Below are 12,520 nucleotides of genomic sequence, written 5' to 3' on the forward strand. Positions count from 1 at the left end.
ATGACAGAAAACCGATACGACTACATCATTGTGGGTGCGGGTTCCGCCGGTTGTGTACTGGCCAACCGTCTGACCGAGGACGCGCGCCACCGGGTGCTGCTGCTGGAAACCGGCGGCAGCGACAAGAGCATCTTTATCCAGATGCCCACCGCCCTGTCCATTCCCATGAACACCAAGAAATACGCCTGGCAGTTCGAGACCGAGCCGGAACCGTTCCTGGACAACCGCCGCATGCACTGCCCCCGGGGCAAGGTTCTGGGCGGTTCCTCCTCCATCAACGGGATGGTGTATGTCCGTGGCCACGCCCGGGATTTTGACGAATGGGATTTCGAGGGCGCCACCGGCTGGCATTACCGCAACGTGCTGCCGTATTTCAAAAAGGCCGAAACCTGGGCGTTTGGCGCCGATGATTACCGGGGCGATAAAGGCCCGCTCGGTGTGAATAACGGCAACAACATGCAGAATCCGCTCTACAAGGCGTTTATCAACGCGGGTTCCGATGCCGGTTATTTTGAGACCGATGATTACAACGGAAACCGGCAGGAAGGTTTCGGCGCCATGCACATGACCGTCAAGAACGGTCGTCGCTGGTCCACCGCCAACGCCTACCTGCGCCCGGCGATGGGGCGCTCGAACCTGACTGTGGTCACCCATGCCCTGGTCCACAAGGTGTTGCTGGATGGCAAGACCGCCACCGGTGTCCGTTACGAGCAGGGTGGCAAGGTACACGAGGCCAAGGCCGCCGAGGAGGTCATACTGTCGGCCGGTTCGATCGGCTCACCGCATCTGCTCCAGCTGTCGGGGATTGGCAAGCGCGAGGTGCTGGAGCAGGCCGGTATTGAGGTAAAGCACGAGTTACCCGGTGTCGGTGAAAACCTGCAGGACCATCTTGAGTTCTACTTCCAGTACCGCTGCAAACAGCCGGTGTCTCTCAACGGCAAGCTGGATTGGTGGAACAAGCTCAAGATTGGTGTGCGCTGGATCCTGCGCAAGGACGGTCTGGGCGCCACCAATCACTTCGAGTCCTGTGGCTTTATCCGGTCCAAGGCCGGCGTCGAGTGGCCCGACCTGCAATATCACTTCTTACCGGCAGCCATGCGCTACGACGGTAAAGAAGCTTTCAACGGAGACGGATTCCAGCTCCACATTGGCCACAACAAGCCGAAAAGTCGGGGTTTTGTGCATGTGCAATCGGCCGACCCGAAACAGGCGCCGACCATCCGCTTCAACTATCTCCAGCACGAGGCAGACCGGGAGGGCTTCCGGGACTGTGTTCGCCTGACCCGGGAAATCATCAGTCAGCCGGCCATGGACGAGTATCGGGGAGCGGAGATCCAGCCCGGTGCCGAGGTCCAGACCGACGAGGAAATCGATGCCTTTGTCCGCCAGGCGGTGGAGAGCGCCTATCACCCGTCCTGCTCCTGCAAGATGGGCACCGACGAGCTGGCCGTGGTGGACCCGGACACGCGGGTACACGGCATCCGAAATCTCAGGGTAGTGGATTCGTCCATCTTCCCGACCATACCCAACGGCAACCTGAATTCGCCCACCATCATGGTGGCCGAGCGGGCAGCCGACCTGATCCGGGGCAGGGAGCCCCTGCAACCTTCTGACGCGCCTGTGGTGATGGACGACCAGTGGCAGACACGTCAGCGACCGGGACAGGCAAAGCGCGCGCTGGTTTAGCGCGTCGTCATCCCACCCGGGCGTGCAACGCGCCCGGGGTTTTGCAAGCCCTCAGGATTTCCCTATCAGCGCGACGGTGTTCTGCCGTTTTCGGGCGCCCGATAGGCAAGTCCTGGGTTTGTGTCCGATTCGAAAGAAGCAGCGCTTACAAAGTAGAGGAGGAACACCCATGCTGTTCATTACAAAGAAACAAAGCAACCGGAGGACGTTATGACACTCTGGTTATCTGCAGGTTTGATCTTCACCTTCGCCGCCATTGTGCTGATCCTGTACAAATGGTGGGACATCCAGTGCATCGGCGTAACGCCGGTCAGAACTTTCACCTTTATTGCCATCCTGTTCACCTCCGGTCTGGATGTGGGGCTGATCATGTTCCCGCTGACCGAGTTCGGTGGCTACGGCGATCTGTCTGCCAGCCCTGAGTACGGCTTTGCCAACCCGCTGGCCATAGAGTTCGGGTTCTGGGCATTCCTGATCTGGGGGTTTTATTTCCTGACCTGTTTTTACTTCGCGATCATCGAGCCGCGGGTGCAGTTCTTTGAAATCCCACTGGTGAAGGTTGTGAACAACGTGGTGATCATCGGCACCTGCGCGTTCACCGCTTATCTGTTGCTGGTGAATCTGCCCTGGTATCTGCCCATGTTGGGTGATGGCGAGTCCGTGGTGCCGGCGTTCTACTTCATCGTGTTTGCGGCGATTGCGCTGGCGGTCTACTCCAGTTCCAAGATCAAGTATGTGCGCATCCTCAGCCTCGGTTCGAGCCTGCTGTTTATTGCCCTGATCGTGGGTATGTGGTTCCGGGCGTTTGTGATGGGTGCGGGCTCACCGGCGGATTTCTTTGGCACCGCCGGACTGATCGGCGAGTACTTCGCCAACATCCACCAGTTTGCCCTGCCCATCAATGACTACCACGAGTTCTACCTGTTCTGGTGGTTTGCCTGGAGCATCATGATCGGCCAGTTTACGGCCCGCTTTGTGAGTGGTATCCGTACCTGGCAGCTGCTGATTGCCATGCTGGTGGTACCGTCCATCGCCATTGGTGTGTGGTTTACCGTGCTTTACCACTACCATGCTGAGGGCCTGCAGATTGCGGCGTTTACCAACCTTGCCATGATCTCCGTAGGTGTGTTGATGGTAGTGAACTCGCTGGATTCACTGATCCGGTTGTACACAGACAACCTCAATCTCACCGCCGAGCGCCTGGGCCGGGTGAACTATGTGGTGTTCAATTTCCTGGCGATGGTCGGCCTGACCATGCTGTTCCAGCTGGATTTCCTTCGAATTCAGTGGGTTGGCGCCCTGGTGATTGCACTTTACTTCAGCTGTTTGTTCTTTATCCTGGCGAAGAAACGGGCGGAAGTGGCTGCCATTAAAGCGTCACCGAAAGAGAATATTCTGGACTTCGGAAAGATTGAACTGGCGGGTTAAGGCCCCATAGATGGGGTGGCGGAAGAAAATTCCCGGATGGAAGCCAGGGATAGGTTTTGCCTATCTCTGGGTTGGGAATTATCAATTTTATCCGCATCGCCGATATCCGTACTGTGTGCGCCATCAATTCATTAACCTATGAATCCACCAACAAGGAGTTTTTTAATGGGCATCATTAACAGCGAGATCAAACCGTTCAACGCCACCGCCTTCAAAAACGGCGAGTTCGTCGAGATCAGCGAAGCCGACGTGAAAGGCAAGTGGGCGGTATTTTTCTTCTACCCGGCCGACTTCACTTTCGTATGCCCCACCGAGCTGGGCGACGTTGCAGACAAGTACGAGGAGCTGCAGAAGCTGGGCGTTGAAGTATTCTCCGTGTCCACTGACACCCACTTTACCCATAAGGCGTGGCACGACAATTCCGAGACTATCGGCAAGATCCAGTACTACATGGTAGGAGACCAGACCGGCACCATCACCAACAACTTCGGTGTGATGCGTGAAGGCCAGGGCCTGGCAGATCGGGCTACCTTCCTGATCGATCCGGATGGCATCATTCAGTCTGTTGAAATCAGCGCCGAAGGCGTTGGTCGTGACGCCGACTACCTGATGGACAAGGTCAAGGCTGCCCAATACGTGCGCAAGCACCCGGGTGAAGTCTGCCCGGCCAAGTGGAAAGAAGGCGAAGAAACACTGGCTCCGTCTCTGGACCTGGTTGGCAAGATCTAAGCTCTCCTTCCGGAAAGCTTATGAACGAAAAACCCCGGAATTTCCGGGGTTTTTTGTGTCTGGCGAAAAGTGAGGCTCAGAGGGCCTCGAGAATGCTTTCGGCGCTGGTCTGGTCCAATCCCTGGGCATCGATATTCAGCAGCTCAACCTTACCGTCGTTCACGATCATGGCGTAGCGCTGGCTGCGAATACCCATACCGTTCGCGGTCCGATCCTGAGTCAGATCCAGAGCCTTGGCGAACTCTGCCACGCCATCGGCCAGCATGACGATCTCTTCGGCATTATGGGCCTTGCCCCAGGCGTCCATTACGAAGGCATCGTTGACCGATGTGCAGACGATGCTGTCCACGCCTTTGGCGCGCAGTTTGTCGGCATTTACCACAAAGCCGGGTAAATGGGCGGCTGAACAGGTTGGGGTAAAAGCACCCGGTACGGCAAACAGGACGGCTTTCTTGCCGGCAAAGAGTTCGCTGGTGCGGACTTTCTCGGGGCCTTTCTCGCCCATTACCTGAAGTTCGATGTCTGGCAGGGTGTCACCGGGCTGAATTGGCATTGCTGTGGTCTCCACTGTTGTCCTCGTTGAAATAGTCGGCGCCACGGGCCTTGAGGCGATAGAACTCTTCAATCACGCCTGCCATCGCCTCTGCGCAATAGGGCCGCAAGCCACTTAATACGAGCCGTTTTGTCACTTCGCCCACCGGTTTGTTGTTTGCGGTCAGGCGGTATTCCAGAAGAACGTTCCCGCGCTTGCCGGCTGCCTCGAGCGTGGCGTTGTGCAATTCCAGACCGGGGGAGGGCAGATCCAGGTTATCCAGGGCCAGGCTCATGCTCTCGTACATCACCATGGGCCGGTCGGGATTGAACATCACCCCGTTCGACTCCATTAACGGTTTAAGAGTATGGGGGAAGTTTTTTCCGGAGGCGGCCACATAGGCGCGGGAAATGGTCTCGATCAGCTGTTCGTCGTCGGTGGTCGCGCCACTGCGAACCACCTCGATATAGACTTTGCCGGCATCGTCGCAGACTTCAATCGTGTCCCCGGTTTCAACGAACTTGAGTGGTACATTCTCTCCGAGCAGGCTGCGGAACCGGAAGGTCATGTTTTCCGACAGCCCGAAGCGCGCCAGCACGATGGCAAAAAGCAGGTCGCCGGGAACGCAGAAACGGCGGGCATCCGGATCATGGATGGGATTGAAATCCCCCGCGATTTCCTTGGCGAACTGGCTTGCCTGTAGGGCGGAAATTACGACGTGTCCGTCCTGGACGGAGTGGAAACGGTCTAGAAACATGCGTTGCCTATTCTGGGTACCAGAGAATGATGTTGCGACGATATGACAACATCATACTGCGGCAGGCTTTCGGTGGATATGAGCTATTGGTCAAGCTCCGAGCAGCGGTGAGTCTGAAGGCATAGCAAAGCCCTATCAAACAGTTTGGGTCAATTAATTTGAGCATTGGGTTGCAGGGCCGTATCTTTGCACCAACTCAAGTTAATCACCGTATTTAATTCAAACACTTAGTTTCGAAATTTAAAGGAGAAGTCAGACTATGTTGGATGCCAACATCAAGGAACAGCTGAAAGCCTACATGGACAAGCTGCAGCAGCCGATTGAGCTGGTCGCAGCCTATGACGACGGCAAGAAATCCCAGGAACTTCGTGAGTTGCTGGAAGAACTGGAGCCCATGTCTTCCAAGATCAGCCTGCGCACCGAGGAATCCAATGATGTGCGCCGTCCATCCTTTGCTATCAATCGTGTAGGAACTGACATTGGCGTTCGCTTTGCTGGCATTCCCATGGGCCACGAATTTACCTCGCTGGTACTGGCATTGCTGCAGGTGGGTGGTCATCCGTCCAAGGCATCCCAGGATGTAATTGAGCAAATACAGTCTCTGGAAGGTCGATTCGAGTTCGAAACCTATTTCTCCCTGTCCTGCCAGAACTGCCCGGACGTGGTTCAGGCCCTGAACCTGATGAGCGTGCTGAACCCGAACATCAAGAACACCTCTATCGATGGGGCCCTGTTCCAGGATGAAGTGGAGCAGCGCGAAGTGATGGCAGTTCCCAGCGTCTACATGAACGGTGAGCCCTGGGGCCAGGGCCGTATGACCCTGGAAGAAATTGTCGCCAAGCTGGACACCAGCTCCAGCGAGAAAGACGCCGAGAAAATCAATCAGAAAGAGGCCTTTGAAGTCCTGATCATTGGTGGCGGCCCGGCTGGCGCTTCTGCTGCCATCTACGCTGCGCGGAAGGGCATTTCCACCGGCATCGCGGCCGAGCGTTTCGGTGGCCAGGTGGCGGACACCATGGGCATTGAGAACCTGATTTCCGTACCCTACACCGAGGGCCCGAAACTGGTGGCGGCCATGGAGCAGAACGTCAAGGAATACGACGTGGATATCATGAACATGCAGCGCGCTGAGAAGCTGATCCCGGCCTCACGCCCGGGCATGCCCCACCAGGTGCGGCTGGAAAACGGTGCCACGCTCAAGGCACGCAGCCTGGTTCTGTCCACCGGTGCCCGCTGGCGCCAGATGGGCGTTCCGGGAGAGGAAGAGTATCGCAACAAGGGTGTGGCCTACTGCCCGCACTGCGATGGCCCTCTGTTCAAGGGCAAGCGCGTGGCGGTGATCGGCGGCGGTAACTCCGGTGTCGAGGCAGCCATCGACCTGGCCGGTATCGTGGGCCATGTAACCCTGATCGAGTTCGGTGCCGAGATGCGCGCTGATGAGGTGTTGCAGAAGAAACTTCGCAGCCTGAAGAACGTGGAAATTGTCACTTCCGGACAGACCACCGAGATTACTGGGGAAAATGGCAAGGTCAACGGCCTGAATTACACCGATCGGACCTCCGGTGAGCAGCATCACATCTCCCTGGAAGGTGTGTTTGTTCAGATTGGCCTGGTGCCCAACACCGAATGGTTGAAGGGTGACATCGAACTGAGCCAGCACGGCGAGATCATCGTCAACGACCGCAATGAAACCTCCATTCCGGGCGTTTTTGCAGCGGGTGACGCGACGACCGTGCCTTTCAAGCAGATTGTGATCTCCATGGGTGAAGGTTCCAAAGCTGCTCTTAGCGCCTTTGACTTCCTGATCCGCAACTCTGTGGACGAGAGCGAGGACGAAGCGGCGTAATCGACTGGATGCCGCCTGATGAGAGAGAAAGGCACCGGAGCTATCCGGTGCCTTTTTTGTTCAAACCCCCATATTTAACAAGGTTTTTCTGGCGTATAGAAAACGACATTGCCATACTGCGGAACCTGTATGAAAAATAGTCACTTATTTGTCGTCATGGACTGATGCGCGAGTCATGAAACGCTACCTCTCTGCATTCCGGATACTCCTGTTTGCCGCAATCATACTGAGTGCGCCTGCAGTGGCGGATCCGGTGGTACGGATCGCGGTTCCGGATATCACCAGTCTGCTGACCGAAAACCGGGACGGTGTTTACCAGAAAATCCTGCAAAGGGCCCTGGAAAACCTTGATGTGACTGTGACCGAGCAGTTCTTTCCCTACAAACGGGCCATGATGGTGTTCGAGCAGCATGGCGCAGACTGCATCTATTCCTTTACCGAGGTCCTGGAGCGGCGGCTGGGCGAAGATGCGGTTATCGCCAGTTTTCCACTCGGCAAATTCACCTATTACCTGTTTACCCCGCAAGAGGAAGATCCCATCAGTTCCCTGTCGCAACTGGAGGGGCAAACCGTGGGTGCGGTCATTGGTCATGAGACCTATCTGGACGGAGCGTTGGAGGGCTACGACGTTAATGTGATCTGGTCCAAGAGCGATGCCCAGAACCTGGCCATGCTCGAGCACCAGCGATTCGGCGCCATGATTGCTGCGGTTCCGGACGTCCGGCCTTTCATGGACCAGCTCAGCTACGATCCGAAGACGCCCCTTCTTGAAAGTTACGATCGGCTAACCTGCCATAACACTGAAGCAAACCGGCAATTCCTGAGCAAACTCTCGGCTCAAATGAAGGGACTCAAAGAGGCCGGTCTTTACGAGCAATTGGCCGGCCAGCTGTATGTCGAGTTTGAAGACCCCGCTCCGGCCGCTGAACATTCCCTCCTGAACTGAGACATTGGTTACGGATCCGCGCTTGTCTGTTACACGACAGCTCGGTAGCTTAGGCCCCGTAAAAGCCAACGCCGCCAGATAGTCCAGAGGGTGATTCATTACATGAAGTCCTTTTCAGCCCGCTTGCTGATCAGTTTCCTGCTCCTGTTCACAGGTCCTTTGGCAGACGCCGGCACCAGGCCCAGCGTTGTTTTTCTGTCCCCGGACGACTCCCGTTTCTGGCAACTGGTGGCCGGTTTCATGGAGGCGGTGGCGGAGGATCTCGAGGTTGACCTGGAGGTTCAATACGATCGGGAAAGTCATCGATTCAGCTATCTTCGCATGGCAAAGGAGGTGTTGAGCCGTGAAGAGAAGCCGGACTACCTGCTGTTCATGTGCAAGGAGCATGTCACCGAATCCATGCTCAGGCTCGCGGATGGGGCCGGTGTAAAGACGTTCACCTTCAATACTGATGTGCCTGACGCCGCCCGAGCCAGCATTGGGATGCCCCGAACCGTCTTGCCGAGCTGGCTCGGCCACCTTTCGCCGGACAATATTGCCGCTGGTCGTGTACTGGTAACGCTGCTGGGCAAACAAGCCGAACAATTGGGTCTCGCCTTGCAGTCCACTCTTCCCATGGTGGCCCTCTCGGGAACACTGGATTCCTCTGCCGCCAAGGATCGGAACCGGGGGTTGCTGGCGGCCGCCGTCCAGCAGCGCAGTGAACTCCTGCAGCTTGTGTATGCGAATTGGAGCCGTGAGCTGGCCCGGGAAAAAACAGAAGTCCTGCTCGAACGCTATCCGAATACTGTCTCCATCTGGAGCGCAAGCGATGGCATGGCACTGGGCGCCATCGAAGCCGCCCGAAATGCCGGCCGGGATCCGGGGAAAGATCTGTTGGTGGGCGGCATCGACTGGGAACCAGAGGCTCTGGAAAAAATCCGGCAGGGTGAGTTGCTGGTCAGCCTGGGCCGACATTTTATGGGCGGTGGACTTGCCTTGCTCCTGCTGCACGACTACCACCATGGCCGGGATTTCGGTGATATGTCGCCGGACTATGTTTTCAGATACCAGCTGGAACCTGCAACCCGGGAAAATGTAGACCGGGTGCAACGTATTATGGATCCGGAAGATTGGAGCGCTGTTGATTTCCGGCAGTTCAGCCGCGTCGATGAGACAGGGATCGCGAAGCCCGTGCCCAATCCTGATGCCCTATTGGATGCAATGGCGAGGGCGCTGCAGGGTAGAGACTAGTTCCTGAATCAGAGCAGACTCTAGGGCCTCGATATATCCTGCTCAAGGCTCCCCTCGGGCATTTCAGGTTCCTCCTCGTCCGCAAAGAGATGACTGTAGGCTGCCCGGACACCGGAGACGATGAACTCGTGGGGCACGTCGTCGAACAGGCCATGGTCGTTCACATACTCCATATGCGCGTGGCCGTCCTCGGTGAACTCCTGGAACATGGAATCGTGCACCCCATCAAATTCCAGCGGCTCCACCTTCATCAGCTCGCACAGTTGGCGATTGAACGCCGGCGTCGCCTTGACCCATTGGCCGTTCAGGTGCAGCTCGATAAACCCGTGCATCCGGAAAATGTCCGACTGCAGCCATTCGATCAGTTTCGGGCTTGAGAGATGGTTGCGCACATCGGCCAGACCCAGCCGGCTTGGAACGCCAATGGATCGCGCGGCGGCGCCCAGCAGAACCGCCTTCGGGATGCAGTAGGTCTCGCCGTTTTCGAGGGCGTAACTGGCACTGAACGTGTTGGCATCGGTCCGGAATACGTAGGGGTTGTAGCTGATGCTGTCACGAACAGCGAGATAGAGCGCCTTGATCTGTTCCACCGGCTCATCAGGAACACCCTCCAGCTGTGACTCGATCCAGGCCTGCAGCCGGGGATGGTCATAGTCAAAAAAGGCGGTGGGCTGGAGATAGCGTTCCATAGTCATCAGTCCGGTCTCGGGATCAGAATCTGATCGTGCTCAATTGTCGATGCACAGGCAATGGCGGTATCCGCCAGAACGATTGGGGAAAGTGCTCATAGCATGAGATTTGCAGTTTACTGGTCTCGCATTAATTCGTAGGTGCACATGTTAACCGCCGAGGCCAGGTTCAGGGATTCGATCTGCCCCTGGCCCTGAATGCTGTAGGGCACTGCCTGAAGTTGGTCGAGAGCTTCGCGTGGCACACCCCGGGCCTCGTTACCAAACAGATAACAGTTGTGCTGGCGGAAGGCCGGTGAGGCCATTGACCCGCCATTGAGGTCGAGGCAGGCAAGGCTCTGGTATCGGTCGGGAAGGCTGGCCAGATCAACGTCGGTTTCAAGCGGGACGTGAAAGAGCGCGCCCATGCTGGCACGCACCACCTTCGGATTGAAGGGGTCCACACTGCCGGGGCTCAACAGACACCGGAAACCGCCAAACCAGGCGAGCGTGCGCAATATCGTGCCCAGGTTCCCGGGGTCCTGAACCTCGTGCAGATAGATTGCTTTTTCGCCGGGCACGGGTTCCGTCGAGCGTTCGGGGATGGGAACCACCGCCAGGATTCCCTGTGGGGTTCGGGTATCGGCAAGCTGTGCCATCTGTCGATCGGTGATGACATAGCTCTTGAACGGGCTTTGCCAGTGCTCATAGGCGCCGGTGACGTAAAGCTCCGAGGCCCCCAGCGCGGGTTGGCGGGCGGCTGCTTTTTGCAGCTCAAGAATCAGGTGCTCGCCCTCCACGAGGTAGTGGCCAAACGACTGCCGGTACTTTTTCTGGTGCAGTTTTTTGATGTCGGCCAGATTCACGAGGGCGGTCTCCCGTCAGGTGGGCTTGGTGGGTTCTGAAAAATCACAAAATGCAGGCAGGATTGTACGTGTGGCCGTCCCGGTTGTCAGGATTTTGCCGCCGCCCGGCGCGGCACGTACAATTACGGCTCGGCTTTCCCGTTGTGAAGAGACCCCATGGCCCGATCCAAAAGCAGTAACCGCTGGCTTGAAGAGCACGTCAACGACCCCTTCGTGAAACAGGCGCAGGTGGATGGCTACCGCTCCCGCGCCAGTTACAAGCTCCTTGAAATCAACAAGAAGGACCGGCTGATCCATCCCAATATGGTGGTTGTGGATCTGGGCTCGGCGCCCGGTGGCTGGTCACAGGTGGCGGCCAAACTGGTGGGCCACAAGGGCCGTGTCATTGCCTCGGACATTCTCCCCATGGATGCCATTGCCGGTGTGGATTTCATCCAGGGTGATTTCACCGAGAATGACGTGTTCGAGTCGATCATGGCCACCCTGGGCGATGACCCGGTAGACGTGGTGATTTCCGACATGGCCCCGAACATCAGCGGCGTGACCGTTGCCGATCAGGCCTCGTCCATGTATCTGGTGGAACTGGCCCTGGACATGGCAAGCCAGGTGCTCAAGCCCAAGGGCAGCTTCCTGGCCAAGGTGTTTCAGGGCGAAGGATACGACGAGTACCTGAAATCCGTGCGCGCCGTATTCGACAAGGTTGTGGTGCGCAAGCCGGATTCCTCCCGTTCCCGCTCCCGGGAAGTCTACATCCTTGGCAAGGGCTTCAAGGGCTGATCAAGCTGCAGCCCGGTCGAACCCCTGCATGACGTTCACCGCATTGACGCCGATGGCGTCGACGTCGTAGCCGCCTTCCATGGTAAAGACCGTCGGCAGTCCAAGCCGGGCAAGACGCTGGCCCAGGGTCAGGTAGTCGCCGGAGGTCAGTTTGAAGAACGAAATCGGGTCTTCTTCGAAGGTGTCGACACCCAGGGCAACCACCAGGGCGTCCGGTTGGAATGCCTTTATCCGCTCGCAGGCCTTCTCCAACCCCTGACTCCAGACGCTGTAGGGCGTGTTGGGCGGATAGACCATATTCAGGTTGTAGCCTTTTCCGGCGCCCTCGCCAGTTTCATCTTCAAAGCCCAGAAAATGGGGAAATACCAGGTCCGGATCGCCATGCAGGCTGATGGTCAGCACGTCGTTGCGATCGTAGAAGATCGCCTGGGTGCCGTTGCCGTGGTGGAAGTCCACATCCAGCACGGCGACCTTGTCATAGCCCTGGTCACGAAAGGCCTGGGCCACGATCGCGGCATTGTTGAAGAAACAGTAACCGCCGAACAGATCGGCGTGGGCATGATGTCCGGGCGGCCGGCACAGGGCAAAGGCGGCGCGCTCGCCTTCGGCAACCAGTTTCTGGGCGGTCAGGGCCACATTGGCGGATGCCCGGGCGGCTTCCCAGGTGCCATCCGAGATCGACGTCTCCGCTGCAAAGCTGTAGTAGCCCAGACGGCCGTCGATGTCTTTGGGCAGCCGATGGCGCATGCCACGCCCGGCCCAGACTGCCGGGATGGCTTCGCCCGGTTTGCCGGCAGCGAGCCATTCCCCCCAGCAGGTTTCCAGGAACGCCACGTAATCGGCTGTGTGCACCCGTTTGACAGGCTCCAGACCAAATTCTTCCGGTTCCAGAATTTCTCCAATGGCCTGGTCCTTCACCCGTGCCAGGATGGTTTCGGCACGGGAAGGCTTCTCGTGGGGCTCGATCAGCAGTCCGCCATCCAGTTCGGTTTTGACATGTCGGCGGCTGTGCAGGGGAGAGAATACGGTTTTCATGGTCTTGGGTGGTCCTT

At 57.5% G+C, this 12,520-nt stretch carries 12 protein-coding genes; 7 read left to right on the forward strand and 5 right to left on the reverse strand.

What is annotated here, in order from left to right:
- From betA to ahpC, 3 genes are all read left to right on the forward strand, one after another.
- A complete protein-coding gene (gene betA, locus ACWJ62_RS08640; protein WP_449285815.1) occupies positions 1 to 1,686 on the forward strand; it encodes a choline dehydrogenase in 1,686 nt (561 codons plus the stop codon).
- Positions 1,687 to 1,896: 210 nt separating this feature from the next.
- On the forward strand, positions 1,897 to 3,114 hold the full coding sequence (locus tag ACWJ62_RS08645) for a BCCT family transporter (RefSeq protein WP_449285816.1): 1,218 nt from the start codon (positions 1,897 to 1,899) through the stop codon (positions 3,112 to 3,114).
- Positions 3,115 to 3,279: 165 nt separating this feature from the next.
- Positions 3,280 to 3,843, forward strand: coding sequence for an alkyl hydroperoxide reductase subunit C (gene ahpC, locus ACWJ62_RS08650; protein WP_227519241.1), 564 nt, complete (start codon positions 3,280 to 3,282; stop codon positions 3,841 to 3,843).
- A 76-nt stretch (positions 3,844 to 3,919) separates the two neighbouring features.
- On the opposite strand, the gene ACWJ62_RS08655 is transcribed toward ahpC, so the two are convergent.
- Positions 3,920 to 4,396, reverse strand: a complete 477-nt coding sequence (locus ACWJ62_RS08655; RefSeq protein WP_449285817.1) for a redoxin family protein — start codon at positions 4,394 to 4,396, stop codon at positions 3,920 to 3,922.
- Positions 4,377 to 5,132, reverse strand: coding sequence for a DUF3581 domain-containing protein (locus ACWJ62_RS08660; protein ID WP_449285818.1), 756 nt, complete (start codon positions 5,130 to 5,132; stop codon positions 4,377 to 4,379). Before ACWJ62_RS08660 ends, ACWJ62_RS08655 begins: the two co-directional genes overlap by 20 nt.
- Before the next feature lie 259 nt (positions 5,133 to 5,391).
- On the opposite strand from ACWJ62_RS08660, the gene ahpF reads away from it, so the two are divergent.
- The 3 genes from ahpF (at position 5,392) to ACWJ62_RS08675 (ending at position 9,157) form a co-directional block, all read left to right on the forward strand.
- Positions 5,392 to 6,978 carry an alkyl hydroperoxide reductase subunit F gene (gene ahpF / locus ACWJ62_RS08665; protein ID WP_449285819.1) on the forward strand — a complete coding sequence of 529 codons (1,587 nt, stop codon included), beginning with the start codon at positions 5,392 to 5,394 and terminating at the stop codon, positions 6,976 to 6,978.
- Positions 6,979 to 7,153: 175 nt separating this feature from the next.
- Positions 7,154 to 7,924, forward strand: a complete 771-nt coding sequence (locus ACWJ62_RS08670; RefSeq protein ID WP_449285820.1) for a hypothetical protein — start codon at positions 7,154 to 7,156, stop codon at positions 7,922 to 7,924.
- A 102-nt stretch (positions 7,925 to 8,026) separates the two neighbouring features.
- Positions 8,027 to 9,157 carry an ABC transporter substrate-binding protein gene (locus ACWJ62_RS08675; protein WP_449285821.1) on the forward strand — a complete coding sequence of 377 codons (1,131 nt, stop codon included), beginning with the start codon at positions 8,027 to 8,029 and terminating at the stop codon, positions 9,155 to 9,157.
- A gap of 20 nt (positions 9,158 to 9,177) precedes the next feature.
- Here the strand turns inward: ACWJ62_RS08675 and ACWJ62_RS08680 are convergent, their stop codons facing one another.
- The gene (locus ACWJ62_RS08680) at positions 9,178 to 9,846 is read right to left on the reverse strand and encodes a transglutaminase-like domain-containing protein (protein WP_449286164.1); all 669 of its coding nucleotides are present in this window, start codon (positions 9,844 to 9,846) and stop codon (positions 9,178 to 9,180) included.
- Positions 9,847 to 9,962: 116 nt separating this feature from the next.
- The gene (locus tag ACWJ62_RS08685) at positions 9,963 to 10,691 is read right to left on the reverse strand and encodes a TrmH family RNA methyltransferase (RefSeq protein ID WP_449285822.1); all 729 of its coding nucleotides are present in this window, start codon (positions 10,689 to 10,691) and stop codon (positions 9,963 to 9,965) included.
- 156 nt (positions 10,692 to 10,847) lie between these two features.
- Here ACWJ62_RS08685 and rlmE point away from each other — a divergent pair, with 156 nt between their 5' ends.
- Entirely contained in the window at positions 10,848 to 11,468 is a 621-nt protein-coding gene (gene rlmE, locus ACWJ62_RS08690) for a 23S rRNA (uridine(2552)-2'-O)-methyltransferase RlmE (protein ID WP_014578767.1), read from the forward strand.
- On the opposite strand, the gene ACWJ62_RS08695 is transcribed toward rlmE, so the two are convergent.
- Entirely contained in the window at positions 11,469 to 12,503 is a 1,035-nt protein-coding gene (locus ACWJ62_RS08695) for a histone deacetylase family protein (RefSeq protein ID WP_449285823.1), read from the reverse strand.
- Between the last annotated feature and the right edge of the window lie 17 nt (positions 12,504 to 12,520).

Source organism: Marinobacter sp. PE14 (genome assembly GCF_053566155.1).

Coding starts and splice junctions, on each gene's coding strand:
- betA (WP_449285815.1), top strand. CDS start 1: ATGACAGAAAACCGATACGACTACATCATTGTGGGTGCGGGTTCCGCC.
- ACWJ62_RS08645 (WP_449285816.1), top strand. CDS start 1,897: ATGACACTCTGGTTATCTGCAGGTTTGATCTTCACCTTCGCCGCCATT.
- ahpC (WP_227519241.1), top strand. CDS start 3,280: ATGGGCATCATTAACAGCGAGATCAAACCGTTCAACGCCACCGCCTTC.
- ACWJ62_RS08655 (WP_449285817.1), bottom strand. CDS start 4,396: ATGCCAATTCAGCCCGGTGACACCCTGCCAGACATCGAACTTCAGGTA.
- ACWJ62_RS08660 (WP_449285818.1), bottom strand. CDS start 5,132: ATGTTTCTAGACCGTTTCCACTCCGTCCAGGACGGACACGTCGTAATT.
- ahpF (WP_449285819.1), top strand. CDS start 5,392: ATGTTGGATGCCAACATCAAGGAACAGCTGAAAGCCTACATGGACAAG.
- ACWJ62_RS08670 (WP_449285820.1), top strand. CDS start 7,154: ATGAAACGCTACCTCTCTGCATTCCGGATACTCCTGTTTGCCGCAATC.
- ACWJ62_RS08675 (WP_449285821.1), top strand. CDS start 8,027: ATGAAGTCCTTTTCAGCCCGCTTGCTGATCAGTTTCCTGCTCCTGTTC.
- ACWJ62_RS08680 (WP_449286164.1), bottom strand. CDS start 9,846: ATGGAACGCTATCTCCAGCCCACCGCCTTTTTTGACTATGACCATCCC.
- rlmE (WP_014578767.1), top strand. CDS start 10,848: ATGGCCCGATCCAAAAGCAGTAACCGCTGGCTTGAAGAGCACGTCAAC.
- ACWJ62_RS08695 (WP_449285823.1), bottom strand. CDS start 12,503: ATGAAAACCGTATTCTCTCCCCTGCACAGCCGCCGACATGTCAAAACC.